This window comes from Lacibacter luteus (assembly GCF_004118265.1).
Classification (GTDB): Bacteria; Bacteroidota; Bacteroidia; order Chitinophagales; family Chitinophagaceae; genus Lacibacter; species Lacibacter luteus.
The window spans coordinates 61,644-76,724 of sequence record NZ_SDHW01000001.1 but is presented as its reverse complement, the minus strand read 5'-3'; the positions used below and the strand labels follow the sequence as shown (position 1 = coordinate 76,724).

Genomic DNA, 15,081 nt, shown 5'->3' with positions numbered 1-15,081 from the left:
GGCAATGAGCTTTATCATACTTGGGTTCGTTATTGTACATTTATTCTTTACTTTCATCTTCACTCAAAAGTTGTATAGTAAAAAAATAATATCCTCTGCGATCCTGATCAGTCTTGTCTTCCCTTTTTGTATTTTTCTCTTTTATGGTAGAAAAGTACAGTTTGCGATTTTAAATGCAAGTATGATCCCATTTTACTATTCTGTATTCTTATACATCATCAGCAAATATTATCATAGAGTAAATAATTACTTGCTATCAAAAGGAAAAATTTCAAAGCTTTACAAAGACAAGGATTACACTTTTGTTAACCAAACTGAAGAAGGGAAGTTGTGGAATACAAACCTTTCCTCTCAACCTTCATGGCTAGACAGTACAATAACTTTTTTTCTCATTGTACTGCCAATATTGTTCTTTGCCCTTCTAAATTTCATTTTTTCTTTATTTCTTAATAACAACGATTTTAAGAGCATTTAATAATTTATTTCATCAACTAAGCTGTTTTCCTTAAATTGAGCGAAGAGTTGTTTGCCGTACAAATTTGTGCGCTGGCAACTCTTTTTCATTAACACTAAAATCGATAATGGAGACTGAAACACTGATAAAGTATTATCAGACAAACCCTGCTTTGTTTGATGAAATGCAGCAGAACGGGCATATCCGCCTTCCTTACCAAAAATTAGTAGAAGCTTTGGGCGTACACAGTATTGACGAACTGCGTACAAAAGACAAACTCGCCGGCGAGTTGTTTATGAACCAGGGCATCACATTTACGGTATACAGCGATAATGCCGGTATTGAGCGCATTTTTCCCTTTGATATTCTGCCACGCATCATCACTGCTGCCGAATGGGATCATATAGAAAAAGGAATTACACAACGTTTAAAAACACTAAACCTTTTTCTGAAAGATATCTACAATGAGCAGCAGATCATTAAAGACAAAATCATCCCTGCCGAACTCATTGCATCCTGCCAGCATTACCTGCGGGAAGTAGCAGGTATAAAAGTTCCCCATGATATTTATGTACATATTTCCGGTATCGATCTTATTCGTGGCGAAGATGGCACATTCTATATCCTGGAAGATAACCTGCGTACGCCATCAGGCGTATCGTACATGTTAGAGAACAGGGAAGTAACCAAGCGACTTTTCCCAGATCTGCTGGTTAAAGCCAATGTACGTATGGTGAATAATTATCCATTGTTGCTGCACAATAACTTAATGGCATTGTCGCCACGTGCAATAAGCAAACCAACAGTGGTATTACTTACACCGGGGGTTTATAATTCGGCTTATTACGAACATACATTTCTTGCACGGCAAATGGGAATACAGCTGGTTGAAGGAAGAGATCTTGTGATCGACAACCACAAAGTGTACATGAAAACAACAGGTGGCTTGCAACAGGTTGATGTAATCTATCGCCGCATTGATGATGAGTTTATGGATCCGTTACTTTTCCGTCCGGATAGTATGTTGGGTGTACCTGGTATTATGGGTGCCTATCGTAAAGGAACTGTTGCTTTGGCCAATGCGGTTGGTAATGGTGTGGCCGATGATAAAGCGGTTTATGCCTATGTACCTGCAATGATCAAATATTACCTTAACGAAGAACCCATTCTGCAGAACGTACCAACATACCAAATGAGTAATGAAGACGAACGCAAACATGTGTTTGAAAACATGAACAAGATGGTAGTGAAACGAACCAACCAAAGTGGAGGTTATGGTATGCTCATGGGCAACAAAGCAACAGACGAAGAAATGCGTTTGTTTAAAAATGAAATTGAAAAGAACCCGAGAGAATTTATTGCACAACCGATTATTCAATTATCAACTGTTCCTTGTTTTATTGATGGGCAGCTAAAAGCACGACATGTAGATCTTCGTCCTTATGCTTTATGCGGACCCGATGGCGTAAAGATCGTTCCGGGTGGTTTAACACGTGTTGCATTGAAAGAAGGTTCACTTGTAGTTAACTCATCGCAGGGAGGAGGAAGTAAAGACACTTGGGTGATTGATTAATTAAGTACGAGATACAAAGTTGGAAGTACGAAAATCAAAACCGTTTCAAGTTACTGGTTACATGTAGGAAATACCGCATCATTGAAACCAGAAACAAAATCATAAATCTAAAATCAGAAATCATAAATGCTTAGTCGTGTTGCCGATTCAATGTTCTGGATGAACCGTTATATGGAACGGGCCGAAGGTTTGTTGCGTGTATTACTAACGAATTATTTTATATCGCTCGATAAAGGACCACACGGTGTGTATTCGTGGAAACCGGTGCTGGAAATGTTCGGCACACTAAATGCCGAAGAAATTAAAGCAATTGAATATTCGCCAGCCGATGCATTGCAGTATCTGATCATGCGGCCTTCGAATCAAAATTCTTTACGCTGCATTATTACCAAAGCAAGAGAAAATGCAAGGGGCATGCAGGATCATATTACAAAGGAGGTGTGGGAAGAAGTAAATCTTATTTATCACACCGTTAACCAGGCCGGGCTCGATAAAAAACTAACCGGTTCGGAAGCATTACCAACCATCGATCATTTTCTTAAGCTCTGTTTAACTTACGTAGGCGTTACCGATACAACCATGCCACGTGGTATGGGCTGGAACTTTATGAGTCTTGGTCGTTTTATTGAAAGGGCCATTCTTACTACCGATGTAACAAGCAAACACTTTGAGCAAATTGGTTATGATCTTGACGATAACAAGGACATTTTATTTTGGCGTAACCTTTTGTTTTCACTCTCAGGTTATGAACTGCATCTGAAAAGTTACCAGGGTGCAAACATTAACTCCAATGTGTTACACCAGGCAATGCTTAATCATTTATACCCACGATCGGTAGTTTATTCTTTATCCCGTGCAGAGAAGTATCTGAAGGATGTATTGGAAGACAATGAACCGCCGCAAAAGCAAGCCTTGTACCGTGAATTTGGCCGTATTTACAGCCGTGTAAAATTTGCAGATGAAAGCTCCATTAAACAAGCTACATTGCAGCGCTTTTTGCAGGAAACAAAAACAGACCTGCTGAGTTTTTCGCACATGCTTGGTCAACAATTTTTCTCGTACACTTAGTTTTAGGATTCAATGCCCGTTTTTAAAATACAGCACGTTACAAAATATACATACAACCGACCTGTAAAGGAAAGTGTAAACCAGTTACGCATTTACCCGGTTGCTTCTACCCAGCAGGAAATACTGCAGCACGAAGTAAGTATTTCAACCGATCCGGAATTATTCTTCTTTATTGATTACTGGGGAAACCGTTGTGCCGATTTCAGTTTGCTGGAAGCACATACTTCACTTGTAATTGACAGCAGGGTAATGGTTCGCACGTTGGGTTCAGAAAACATTACACAGGTTAACAGTACCAAAGAAGAACTGCAGGAACTGGTAAGCAACGATTTTCAACTGCTCGAACTTTCACGTGCAGAAGAAATAAAGTCAACCAAGGCTATTAACGATATTATCGAACAGCTGAACTGTTCGCAGCAATTAGTAATGCAGATAGTAGAAGCCTGTTCGGCCTATATCTTCTCCGAATTTAAATACATTAAAGGCATCACCAATATTGAAACAACAGTTGATGAAATTCTCGATCATCGCAGTGGTGTATGCCAGGATTTTGCACATGTGTTGTTACAATTGCTGCGTACAATGGGCATTCCTGCACGTTATGTAAGTGGCTATATCTGTCCAAATAAAAACGGTATGCGGGGCGAAGGGGCTACACATGCCTGGGTTGAAGCTTATATACCACAGTATGGCTGGGCTGGTATCGATCCTACCAACAATGTTTGGGCTACAGCGCACCACGTAAAACTGGCAGTTGGCCGTAACTTCAACGATTGTTCTCCGGTAAAAGGAACATTTAAAGGTATTTCACGGCAAACCTTATCGGTTTATGTTTCGGTTGGTTACGAAGACGGGCACATGTTTGAAGAAGTGAATGATGTGCAAATGATCGTGTCCGAAACAGATAAGGAAGCCGAACGTCAGCTGGCCGAAGCAGAAGAACAGCAGCAACAGCAGCAGCAATAAGCGATTGGTTTACAAAAGAGTTGATGTTATACTACAGGTAAAGGCAATTTTACGGGCTATATTTACGTTGTTATTGTATCCAACATCTGTTAAACCAAAATCTGATTCCGATGAAACGCCATTACTTCGACGATCATTCGCACATTGCCGAATCCTTCGCCATCATTGAAGATCACACAAGCCGCCTTGCTTTTCTTGCGTATCACAAAATCCATGCATACAAATTATCGCTCAGCAGCGAATCGTTTTGTGTAAGCCGGCAGGAGCTTGCAGAACTTATCACTACTACATTGTTTAACTACGTACATCCCTGCACCATTTTGCAAACGGCCGACTATTACAATAACAGTAACGATAATTAATTTTTTGTTTTGCGTGCAAATTTGAAATTTGCAGCAACGGCACTAAAGCCTGTTGTTGATTTGAGGATATGCACGATATAGAACCTTTTTATAACTGGCGACATATTTACGTTAGCGAAGAAGATGAACGATCGCCATTCTATGGCCGCCAATACTCCGAGTTTGAATTTTCGCAAACAGTATACAACTACTATATCCATCCGCAATGGGATGAGTTTGGCAGCCGTACATTATACCTGAAAATATTAATTGCAGATTACATAGAAAAATATGCAGTGATTGAATTGATTGGTGAATGGAACGATGCTATTGAAAACGATGTAATGGAATTAAAGCGTGAGGTAATTGAAAAACTAATGAATGAAGGCATTTACAAATTTATTCTTATTGCCGAAAACGTACTCAACTTCCACAGCAGCGAAAAAGATTACTACGAAGAGTGGTACGAAAACTGTGCAGATGAAAACGGTTGGACGGTAATTCTGAACATGCCGGAACAAACACAATACGATTTTAAAAAACTTAAACTGAATCGCTATCTCGAACTGAAAGAGATTGATAACTGGCGTATTTACAAACCCTATCATCTCTTTAAAAAAATTAATGACGAATTAGAACAGCGTCTTCTCGATTAATAGTTAAAATACCCATTAATTGGTATAGGGTAGTTTGGCCATTTACCTATCTTCAATTTCCAAACCCAAAACAACTTGTTATGCAACTTATAAAACAGTTTTGCGCTATCGCATGTATTTGCAGCCTGGCATTAAATGCAAACGCACAATCGCTCGATCAATCGGCCGGCAAGAAACCGGCAAAAAGTGAAAAAACAGGAGAGAAGATGAATATCCTGAAAGTAAACCTGTTTGCTTTGCCTTTAAAGAATTTTTCTTTTCAGTACGAACGTGTGTTGAACAAACATATTTCCCTGGCACTTGGTGTACGTACTATGCCTTCATCCACATTACCTTTTCAATCAACTTTTGTAAAACTTGCCGATATTACCGATCAACAAACCATCGACAACCTGGCTAAATTCAAAACAGGTAATCTGGCCATTACTCCGGAAGTTCGTTTTTACCTGAGTAAAAAAGGATACGGCCGTGGTTTTTACATTGCCCCGTATTACCGTTATGCAAAATTCAGCTCAGAAGAATTACCGGTTGAATATGAATCTGGCGTAAGCACAACAAACACCATTCGTTTAAAAGGAGATATTACAACAAACTCAGGTGGTTTACTATTTGGTGTAAATTGGAAAGTAGGCAAAGCTGTTTCAATTGACTGGTGGATACTTGGTGCACATTACGGTAAAAGCAGCGGAACATTGAGTGGTGTTCCATCGCAACCATTAACACAACAGGAACAGGAAGATCTCCGCAATGAAATTGAATCAATAGAAATACCACTTACAAAGATCAAAGCCGAAGTAAGTGCAAACAGTGCAAAAGCAATTTTTGATGGTCCATGGGGTGGTATCAGAAGCGGACTAACACTTGGTATCAGATTTTAAATAATACCGGTTTATGATTAAAATAGAATGCTCCTTTGAAAGGAGCATTTTTTTATTACACAAATCTGACTTATCTGCATTTTGCGTTTGTTCATACCCTAAATTTGCAGCGGCTCCCCAAAAACTAATTTGTTATGACATTCAAGCAGATGTTTACCTCTTCGATTGGTAAGAAACTTGTGATGGGACTTACCGGCTTGTTTCTGATTTCTTTTTTAATTGTACATGTAAGTATTAATGCTACCATTTTTGCCGATCTGTTTAATCCGGATGATAACGGCGAAATGTTTAATAAAGCAGCCCACTTCATGGGTTCTACTGTTCTTATCCGCATTCTCGAAGTTGGTTTAATGGCCGGCATTGTGTTGCACATTGTGCAGGGTTATATGCTTGAAATGCTCAACCGCAAAGCACGTGCTGTTGGTTACGATAAACCAATGGGCAACGCAGGCAGCAAATGGTACAGCCGCAGCATGGGTTTATTAGGCACATTGCTGTTATTGTTCTTTATTCTGCACTTCAGTCATTTTTGGGTGCCTGCACGTTTTACACACCAGGGTTTAGATATGCCTGTTAATTATAATGGTGTAGACATGCACGATATGTTCAGCTTAATGAAAGTAACCTTCAGCCAGCTGTGGGTAGTTATAGCTTATATTATTGGTTGTATTTCGCTTTTCTGGCATTTAATGCATGGTTTTCAAAGTGCGTTCCGCACTGTAGGTGTAAGCAACAACCGTTACCTTGTTTTGTTAAGCAGTATCGGTGTTGGTTTTTCATTGATTGTTTCATTACTGTTTGCTTTAATGCCAATTGCAATGTACCTCGAGTGGATCGGGTAACATCCGTAATAGCTGACTTCGCAAAAACTACCATATTAATTGTACGATAACCGAATTTGATACGATATGCTCAATTCAAAAATTCCTGCCGGTCCGTTAGATACTAAATGGGTAAATTATAAAAACAGTTGTAAACTGGTGAACCCTGCCAACAAACGCAGTCTTGAAGTGATTGTGATTGGTACAGGTTTGGCTGGTGCATCTGCTGCAGCTGCATTAGGTGAACTTGGTTATAAAGTAAAAACATTTTGTTTCCAGGATAGCCCACGTCGTGCACACTCTATTGCTGCGCAAGGTGGTATCAACGCTGCTAAAAATTATCAGAATGATGGTGACAGTACTTACCGTTTGTTCTACGATACCATTAAAGGTGGCGACTACCGTGCACGTGAAGGTAACGTTCATCGCTTGGCAGAAGTAAGTGCAAACATCATTGACCAATGTGTGGCACAAGGTGTTCCTTTTGCACGTGAGTATGGTGGATTGTTGAGCAACCGTTCTTTTGGTGGTACACAGGTACAACGTACATTCTATGCTGCAGGCCAAACCGGTCAGCAGTTATTAATAGGTGCTTACCAAGCATTGGAGCGCCAGATTGCATTGGGTAATGTAACGCAGTATTCACGTCACGAAATGCTGGATATTGTAATGATCGATGATAAGGCCCGTGGTATTATTGCCCGTAACCTGGTAACAGGTGAGCTGGAGCGTCACTTCGGTCATGCGGTACTGTTATGTACAGGTGGTTACGGTAACGTATTCTATCTTTCTACAAACGCCATGGGCAGTAACGTTACTGCTGCATGGAAAGCGCATAAGAAAGGTGCCATGTTTGCCAACCCTTGCTTCACACAAATTCATCCAACCTGTATTCCTGTAAGTGGCGATCATCAGAGTAAGTTGACGTTGATGAGTGAATCGCTTCGTAACGATGGACGCATTTGGGTTCCGAAGCAACAAGGCGACACAAGAAAATCAATTGAAATTCCTGAAGAAGAAAGAGATTATTATTTAGAAAGAAGATATCCTGCATTCGGCAACCTCGTACCACGTGACGTGGCAAGCCGTGCAGCAAAAGAACGTTGCGATGCCGGTTACGGTGTTGGTACAAGTAAGCAAGCGGTTTATCTCGACTTTGCTGCCGCCATTCAACGTTACGGAAAAATTGAAGCAGGTAAACGTGGCATTAATGCCGACGCTGCAACCATTACACAAATGGGTAAGGATGTGGTGAAAGAGAAATACGGTAACCTCTTTGATATGTATGCAAAGATCACCGGCGAAGACCCATACGAAGTACCCATGCGTATTTACCCTGCGGTACACTATACTATGGGTGGTTTGTGGGTTGATTATGAATTGATGACAAATATTCCCGGCTTATATTCTTTAGGTGAAGCAAACTTCAGCGACCACGGTGCAAACCGTTTGGGTGCAAGTGCGTTGATGCAGGGTTTGGCCGACGGATACTTTGTTATTCCTTACACAATCGGTAACTATTTAGCTGATGAGATTCGCACCAAAGCAATACCAACAGATCATCCTGCATTTGCTGAAACAGAAAGCAAAGTGCGTGACCGTATTCATATGCTCATGAACATCAAGGGTACAAAAACCGTTGAAAGTTTCCATAAGCGTTTGGGTAAGATCATGTGGGATAAATGTGGTATGGCCCGTAATGCAGAAGGATTGAAACAAGCCATCAAAGAAATTCAGCAGTTGAAAAATGAGTTCTGGAGTGATGTGCGTATTCCGGGTGAGATCAATGAAATGAATCCTGAGCTGGATAAAGCGAACCGTGTGGCCGACTTTATTGAACTGGGTGAATTGATGTGTCTTGATGCATTGAACCGTGAAGAAAGCTGTGGTGGTCACTTCCGTGAAGAATCACAAACAGAAGAAGGTGAAGCATTACGTCATGATGATAAGTTTATGTATGTAGCAGCCTGGGAAATGAAAGGCGATCATGAATGGCAGTTGCACAAAGAAGATCTGAATTACGAAGTGGTGAAACCGAGTCAGAGAAGCTACAAGTAATTTGAAAATTTGAAAATGTGGTAAAATCAGTAAAGATCATAGCATTCTTTCTTAGTCTTTACTTTTCATCATCCGCACAAGAAGTTCTTTTAAATATTCCTGTTACAGGCAAAACAATTGCATCATTCATCCCAAAAGGATACGATACAATTGAAGTTGCAAGAGGTGATCTCAATAAAGATGGAATTGCCGACGTAGTCATGGCATTGAAGAACAATGGTGAAGACAGTTTTGAAATGGATGAGGAACCAAAGCGATTGCTCTTGATTTTGTTTCAACAAAAAGCAGGTTACAAACTTGCCGGAAAGTCTGAGAATGCATTGATGTGTAGAGCATGTGGCGGAATGTATGGCGATCCATATAATGGGATTATTATAAATAAAGGTATATTGTCTGTAACTCACTATGGGGGTAGCAACTGGCGTTGGTTCGACATACAGAAATTCAGATACCAACAAAATGGCTTTTTTTTAATAGGGTCAACAAGTGACTCGCACTGGATTGGAAGCGATTGTAACGGTAAGGGGATTGGTGATTCAGGAAGGAAATTCCAAGATATGAATTGGTTAACAGGAGAGGAGGAAGTAATTGAAAGAGATGAGAATTGTAGACTAATAAAGAAAACAAAACGAAAATTAACACGAAGTCCTTTAATTAAACTTGAGAGCTTCGAACACGAATAATAAAAACGTTGTTCAATGGAACATAAGAATATCAATGTAAAGCTGAAAGTTTGGCGTCAAAAAAACAGCAACGATAAAGGTTCATTTGAAACCTACGATGCAAAGAATATTTCGCAGGAAATGAGTTTCCTCGAAATGTTTGATGTATTGAACGAAGAACTGATCGGCGAAGGAAAAGACCCGATTGCTTTCGATCACGATTGCCGTGAAGGTATTTGTGGTATGTGCAGTATGTACATCAATGGTCGTCCGCACGGACCTTGGGAAGCAAACACAACTTGCCAGTTGCACATGCGTGCGTTCAACGAAGGTGATACAATCGTTGTTGAACCCTGGAGGGCAAATGCATTTCCGGTGATCAAAGATCTGATGGTTGATCGTACAGCTTTTGATCGTGTGATTCAAGCTGGTGGTTACATTAGTGTAAATACTGGTAATGCAGTTGATGCAAACGCACTGCCTATTGATAAAGCAAAAGCAGATGCTGCCTTTGCTGCTGCTGCCTGTATTGGTTGCGGAGCCTGCGTAGCTGCTTGTAAAAACTCTTCAGCAATGTTGTTTGTGAGTGCTAAAGTTGCTCACCTTAACCAATTGCCACAAGGTGAACCGGAAAAAAATACCCGTGTAATTAATATGGTTGCACAGATGGATAAAGAAGGTTTTGGTGCATGTACTAATACCGGTGCTTGCGAAGCTGTTTGTCCGAAAGAAATTTCGTTAACAAACATTGCCAGCCTTAACGCAGATTATGCTGTTGCAAGTTTAACTGCAAATAAATAAGTTGAGTGTTCACCCCAAGGGTGAATGAACCTCATATAAAAGAAAAGACTTCCGAATGGGAGTCTTTTCTTTTTGTTTTAAGAAAATATACAGCCGTTCCTTGGCAAGAATTATCAATTTAACGGAGAATACCGTCAAACGAGGACGTTAGACGGTGTGTTACACAATAAATTCTATTTTTACACATTCTTATCCTGAAAACCACTGCTTTATCAGAAAACTCGTTTTTGTCATAGCGTTGTTGCTTTCCTTTCTTCTGGCAAATGCCCAGCAGCTGATGCCGTTATCCAACCTTCGCACAAAAAAGATCAGCACAAAAGTTAGTCCGGTAAAAATTGATACGATCAGTATTGTACCACAATCCTTAGTTATTGCGGGTATTGGAAACGATGCCTTTGTTGTAGATGAAATAAACGCAAAGCTTACATGGCTGCAACAGCAAACGCTCGATTCGGTTGTAATTACTTATCGTGTGTTTCCTTACAAGCTGAATGCACAAGTACAACGATTGCGTTTTGATGATGTAAAGAACAACTTTATGACCACGCCCATTACACTCGACGATAATCCGGGCTTTGGTAAAGGTATGTTCGACTTTGGCAATGTGAATTACAACGGTAGTTTTGGCCGGGGCATTTCGTTTGGCAATAACCAGGATGCTGTTGTGAATGGAGTGTTGAATCTGCAGATCAATGGCATGATCGGCGACAGCATGATGCTTTCTGCTGCATTAACCGATAACAATATTCCTGTACAGGCAGAAGGTAATACGCAACAGCTGAACGAATTTGACCGTGTATGGATTCAATTAAAAAAGAAAGGCTGGCAATTGAATCTCGGCGATATTGATATTCGTAAGAACGATGCCTACTTTCTGAGTTTTTATAAACGCCTGCAGGGCATTTCGTTTCAGAACGAAAGCAAAGTATTTGCAAAAGGAAAAAATACAACACTTGTTTCCGGTGCTATTGCTAAAGGAAAGTTTAACCGTTATGTTTTCCAGGGACAGGAAGGTAACCAGGGGCCTTATCGTTTGCAGGGGCCGAATGGTGAATTATTTTTTATAGTTCTTGCAGGAACAGAACGTGTATTTATTGATGGTGAGTTGATGCAGCGTGGCGAAGATCAGGATTATGTGATCAATTACAACACTGCTGAAATTACATTCACGCCACGGCGCATGATCACCAAAGACCGAAGGATACAAGTGGAATTTGAATATGCCGACCGCAACTTTGTAAACTCGCAATTTATAGTAGGTAATGAACTGAAGATAAACAATAAGGTTACTGTAAGAGTAAATGCATTTTCAAATGCTGATGCAAAGAACACGTCGGTCAACCAGTTTTTAAATACAGAACAACGGCAGTTTTTATTTGATATCGGCGACAGGGTAGAAACAGCTTTGTATCCATCAATCGTTAAAGACACATTTGCTGCCAACAAAATTGTGTACCGTTTAACAGACAGCACGGTTAATAATATTTTATACGATTCGGTATTGGTTTACACAACCATCGATCAGCCCGATGTATATGGCGCCTCCTTTACCGATGTGGGTATTGGTAATGCCGATTACATTTTAGAAGAAGCAGGCACCAATGGACGTTCCTATAAATGGGTTGCACCTGTAAATGGCGTCCGGCAAGGACGTTATGCACCTGCCCAGCGTTTGGTTGCACCACGTACACAACAAATGATGACGGTTGGGGCCGATTACCAACTTACAAAACAGTTCCTTGTAAAATCAGAAATTGCCATCAGCCGTTTCGACATTAATACACTTTCCCGAAAAGACAAACTGAATGATGATGGTGCAGCCGGCCGTGTTGCAGTACAGTACAATAACACTATTAAACATCAAACCAAAAAGCCACTCAACTATAAACTTACCGGCAGTTACGAATATGTACAGCAAAGTTTCCGTGCACTGGAACGCTTACGGCCTGTGGAGTTTACAAGAGAGTGGGGCTTACCCATTTTTCTCCAACAGGAAAAAGAACAACTGGCAAATGCAGGTATAGAGTTGATGCGCAGCAGCGATCATAAATTCAGCTATACCATACAGAATTACCGCAGAGGAGAATTGTTCAAAGGCTTTCGGCATATTGTGCAGCACAGCTTTCAGCAAAAAGGTTGGACATGGATGGGCAATCTCAACTATTCTTCAACCGACAGCGGTTTCAACAAAGGATTTTTTCTGCGACCTACTGTTGATTTGAAAAGACGTTTTGCAAAACTTGACAATATTGAAATTGGTGGGCAGTATTATCTTGAACACAGTGAAATACGCAACCGAAGAACCGATTCACTTGGAGCACTTACATTCAGTTGGGATACATGGACGCTTTATCTTCGTTCGAAAGAAGCTGCCAACAAATGGGGGCTTAACTTTTTTACACGCAGAGATAAACTTCCTTTAGGAAAACTGCTTGAGCAAACCGACCGCAGCTTCAACTACAATGCTTACGTAGAACTGATGGCAAGTGAAAAACATCAGTTTCGTTTAAATGCAACAGTGCGTGAACTAAAAGTATACAACAGTCAACTTACGGGTCAACGGCCCGAACAAACGCTGCTTGGCCGTGCAGAATATTTTGTAAACGAATGGAAAGGTATGCTTACCGGTAATCTTTTGTACGAAGCAGGAAGCGGACAGGAACAACGCAGAGATTATTCGTTCCTGGAAGTTCCGGCAGGGCAGGGCGAATATACCTGGAACGATTACAATGCCGATGGTATTCCGCAGATAAACGAATTTGAAATAGCTTTGTACCAGGATCAGGCCCGTTACATTCGTGTGTTTACACCAACACTCGATTTTATAAGGGCCAATTACAACCAGTTTAACTACAGCATTAATCTTAACCCAAGAGCTTTGATTGATGTTAACAATGCAAAAGGGTTTAAAAAATTTCTTACACGTATAACCGTTCAATCGGGTTTGCAGATATTTAAAAAAGAGATATCCGATAAAAGCATCAGCTTCGATCCGTTTTCGAAACCAAAAGAAGATACCAGCTTAATATCATTGAGTTCTGTGCTTACCAACACCTTGTTCTTTAACCGATCAAGCACTGTATGGGGAGTAGATTTTACACATATTGAAAATGTTGGCCGCTCCATTCTTACATACGGTTTAGAAACAAGAACTATAAGAGATCTTTCGGCACGCATACGGTGGAACATGAGCAAAAGTTTTTCAACAGGAGTATTGGTAAAATCGATCAGCAACCGGTTAGAAACACCCAAATTCGGTAACCGCAATTATAACCTGCAGCAGTTTGTTACAGAGCCATCCATCAGCTTTCAAAAAGGAACTAAGTACAGGTTTGCGTTAAACTACAAACTGGAAAACAAAACCAATACCGAAGGGCAAAAAGAAAAAGCAACCATTAATTCCATTATTACAGAAGTCCGGTACAGCGTACTTTCAAGCAGTACGTTAAATGGAAAATTCCAGTTCAGCAATATCAATTTTACAGGTGCAACCAACACAACAGTTGCATTTATTATGCTCGATGCATTATTGCCCGGCAAAAACTTTTTATGGAACATCGATTTTACCCGCCGCCTTTCTAACAACATGGAAATTAATTTTACTTACGAAGGAAGAAAACCCGGCGAAGCAAAAGCAATACATACCGGAAGGGCAGGAGTAAGAGCATTGTTTTAAACAGGTATGCCATACTTTTAGTAACCTCCGTAAAACAATTCTGGTTTGCCAAGTATGGCATACCAGAATACCAACCAAAAAAAGAGCGGCAGGAGAACCTGCCGCTACACCAATAAACCATCAACGTGTAAGTATGTTTAGCTGAATAAACCGCCTTTACGTAATGTTTTTGAACCTTCGCCAATTTTGAAACCGTTGTTATAAATTTCAACTTTGTAAAGACCTTCTACAAATTTTGCACCTGGTTTCCATTCGATAGATACAGGAACAGTTTTGTTTGCAGAGAAAGTTAAGCTTGTCATTTTTGTAAACACTCTTTCACCTTCTTCTCTTGTTGTAAAACGACCGCTACCCAAAGCTTCGTTGCTTACTACCTGGCCGGTAGGATCGGTAATTACTACATATACATCTTTTGTACCTTCTTCACCAACACGGTTAAATACATTAAAAGACAGACGGATTTTATCAACACGCTTAGCTACATCTTTTTCTTTTTCTTTACCGTTACGGCGTTCGTCGATTGTTACAATATTGATAGATGAAGCGTTAAGTGTAGAAGCTACATCCAGTTTTTCTTCAACTACTTTCTTTTCAGCACTTGTTTGATCGTACTGTACCTGCAAAGCTTCTTTCTGTGTAGTTAATTCCTGCTTTTCTGTTTTTAACTGCAGATTTTCGCCACGTAATGTTTCTACTTCTACAACATAACCACTGATCTTTTCATTCAGGTCGTTGATTAAACGTTTTGCTTCAGCCAGGTCTGCTGCCGTTTTATTTTGTTTGTTCAACAGCGTTTGAATTCGGCTCTTCATGTTAGCGATTTCGCCATTCTTTGTTTTAACCAGGCTATCCATGCTTGCATTCATGCTTGTTAATTCGTCAAGGCGCTGCAATGCTGCATTATATTCTGTTTGAATAGCTCCTTTACTGCTATCACTGGTACTTAACTGCGCCTGAAGCTGCGTAGTCATTTCTTTTGTTTTTGATTTATCCCAGATGATATAACCCCATGTTCCGAGTAATGCGGCAATTAACAAACCATAGATAAGGCTACGATTGTTTTTCTGAGGCGCAGATGGAGTAGGTTCCTGCGGATTTGCTGAAGGATAATTTGAATACGACATACT

At 40.3% G+C, this 15,081-nt stretch carries 12 protein-coding genes; 11 read left to right on the top strand and 1 reads right to left on the bottom strand.

The window, feature by feature from the left end; genetic code table 11:
* The first annotated feature begins 581 nt into the window (after positions 1-581).
* The 11 genes from ESA94_RS00340 (at position 582) to ESA94_RS00290 (ending at position 13,954) form a co-directional block, all read left to right on the top strand.
* Positions 582-2,027 (top strand): circularly permuted type 2 ATP-grasp protein, encoded by a 1,446-nt coding sequence (locus ESA94_RS00340; RefSeq protein WP_129128876.1) that lies wholly within the window; start codon positions 582-584, stop codon positions 2,025-2,027.
* A gap of 126 nt (positions 2,028-2,153) precedes the next feature.
* Positions 2,154-3,095, top strand: a complete 942-nt coding sequence (locus ESA94_RS00335) for an alpha-E domain-containing protein (RefSeq protein WP_129128875.1) — start codon at positions 2,154-2,156, stop codon at positions 3,093-3,095.
* Positions 3,096-3,107: 12 nt separating this feature from the next.
* Entirely contained in the window at positions 3,108-4,061 is a 954-nt protein-coding gene (locus tag ESA94_RS00330) for a transglutaminase family protein (RefSeq protein ID WP_129128874.1), read from the top strand.
* 110 nt (positions 4,062-4,171) lie between these two features.
* Entirely contained in the window at positions 4,172-4,423 is a 252-nt protein-coding gene (locus tag ESA94_RS00325) for a Rossmann-fold NAD(P)-binding domain-containing protein (protein WP_129128873.1), read from the top strand.
* A gap of 68 nt (positions 4,424-4,491) precedes the next feature.
* Entirely contained in the window at positions 4,492-5,058 is a 567-nt protein-coding gene (locus ESA94_RS00320; RefSeq protein ID WP_129128872.1) for a hypothetical protein, read from the top strand.
* Between the two features lie 80 nt (positions 5,059-5,138).
* A complete protein-coding gene (locus ESA94_RS00315; RefSeq protein ID WP_129128871.1) occupies positions 5,139-5,936 on the top strand; it encodes a DUF3575 domain-containing protein in 798 nt (265 codons plus the stop codon).
* Between the two features lie 134 nt (positions 5,937-6,070).
* Positions 6,071-6,778, top strand: a complete 708-nt coding sequence (locus tag ESA94_RS00310; protein WP_129128870.1) for a succinate dehydrogenase cytochrome b subunit — start codon at positions 6,071-6,073, stop codon at positions 6,776-6,778.
* A 66-nt stretch (positions 6,779-6,844) separates the two neighbouring features.
* The gene (locus ESA94_RS00305; protein ID WP_129128869.1) at positions 6,845-8,815 is read left to right on the top strand and encodes a fumarate reductase/succinate dehydrogenase flavoprotein subunit; all 1,971 of its coding nucleotides are present in this window, start codon (positions 6,845-6,847) and stop codon (positions 8,813-8,815) included.
* 17 nt (positions 8,816-8,832) lie between these two features.
* Positions 8,833-9,498, top strand: coding sequence for a hypothetical protein (locus ESA94_RS00300; protein ID WP_129128868.1), 666 nt, complete (start codon positions 8,833-8,835; stop codon positions 9,496-9,498).
* 15 nt (positions 9,499-9,513) lie between these two features.
* Positions 9,514-10,278, top strand: a complete 765-nt coding sequence (locus tag ESA94_RS00295) for a succinate dehydrogenase/fumarate reductase iron-sulfur subunit (RefSeq protein ID WP_129128867.1) — start codon at positions 9,514-9,516, stop codon at positions 10,276-10,278.
* Between the two features lie 277 nt (positions 10,279-10,555).
* Positions 10,556-13,954 (top strand): hypothetical protein, encoded by a 3,399-nt coding sequence (locus ESA94_RS00290; protein ID WP_129128866.1) that lies wholly within the window; start codon positions 10,556-10,558, stop codon positions 13,952-13,954.
* Positions 13,955-14,091: 137 nt separating this feature from the next.
* On the opposite strand, the gene ESA94_RS00285 is transcribed toward ESA94_RS00290, so the two are convergent.
* Positions 14,092-15,078 (bottom strand): hypothetical protein, encoded by a 987-nt coding sequence (locus tag ESA94_RS00285; protein ID WP_129128865.1) that lies wholly within the window; start codon positions 15,076-15,078, stop codon positions 14,092-14,094.
* Between the last annotated feature and the right edge of the window lie 3 nt (positions 15,079-15,081).

What these genes read in the sequence shown, in the direction of transcription:
- ESA94_RS00340 (WP_129128876.1), top strand. Translation starts at nt 582, where the DNA reads ATGGAGACTGAAACACTGATAAAGTATTATCAGACAAACCCTGCTTTG.
- ESA94_RS00335 (WP_129128875.1), top strand. Translation starts at nt 2,154, where the DNA reads ATGCTTAGTCGTGTTGCCGATTCAATGTTCTGGATGAACCGTTATATG.
- ESA94_RS00330 (WP_129128874.1), top strand. Translation starts at nt 3,108, where the DNA reads ATGCCCGTTTTTAAAATACAGCACGTTACAAAATATACATACAACCGA.
- ESA94_RS00325 (WP_129128873.1), top strand. Translation starts at nt 4,172, where the DNA reads ATGAAACGCCATTACTTCGACGATCATTCGCACATTGCCGAATCCTTC.
- ESA94_RS00320 (WP_129128872.1), top strand. Translation starts at nt 4,492, where the DNA reads ATGCACGATATAGAACCTTTTTATAACTGGCGACATATTTACGTTAGC.
- ESA94_RS00315 (WP_129128871.1), top strand. Translation starts at nt 5,139, where the DNA reads ATGCAACTTATAAAACAGTTTTGCGCTATCGCATGTATTTGCAGCCTG.
- ESA94_RS00310 (WP_129128870.1), top strand. Translation starts at nt 6,071, where the DNA reads ATGACATTCAAGCAGATGTTTACCTCTTCGATTGGTAAGAAACTTGTG.
- ESA94_RS00305 (WP_129128869.1), top strand. Translation starts at nt 6,845, where the DNA reads ATGCTCAATTCAAAAATTCCTGCCGGTCCGTTAGATACTAAATGGGTA.
- ESA94_RS00295 (WP_129128867.1), top strand. Translation starts at nt 9,514, where the DNA reads ATGGAACATAAGAATATCAATGTAAAGCTGAAAGTTTGGCGTCAAAAA.
- ESA94_RS00290 (WP_129128866.1), top strand. Translation starts at nt 10,556, where the DNA reads ATGCCGTTATCCAACCTTCGCACAAAAAAGATCAGCACAAAAGTTAGT.
- ESA94_RS00285 (WP_129128865.1), bottom strand. Translation starts at nt 15,078, where the DNA reads ATGTCGTATTCAAATTATCCTTCAGCAAATCCGCAGGAACCTACTCCA.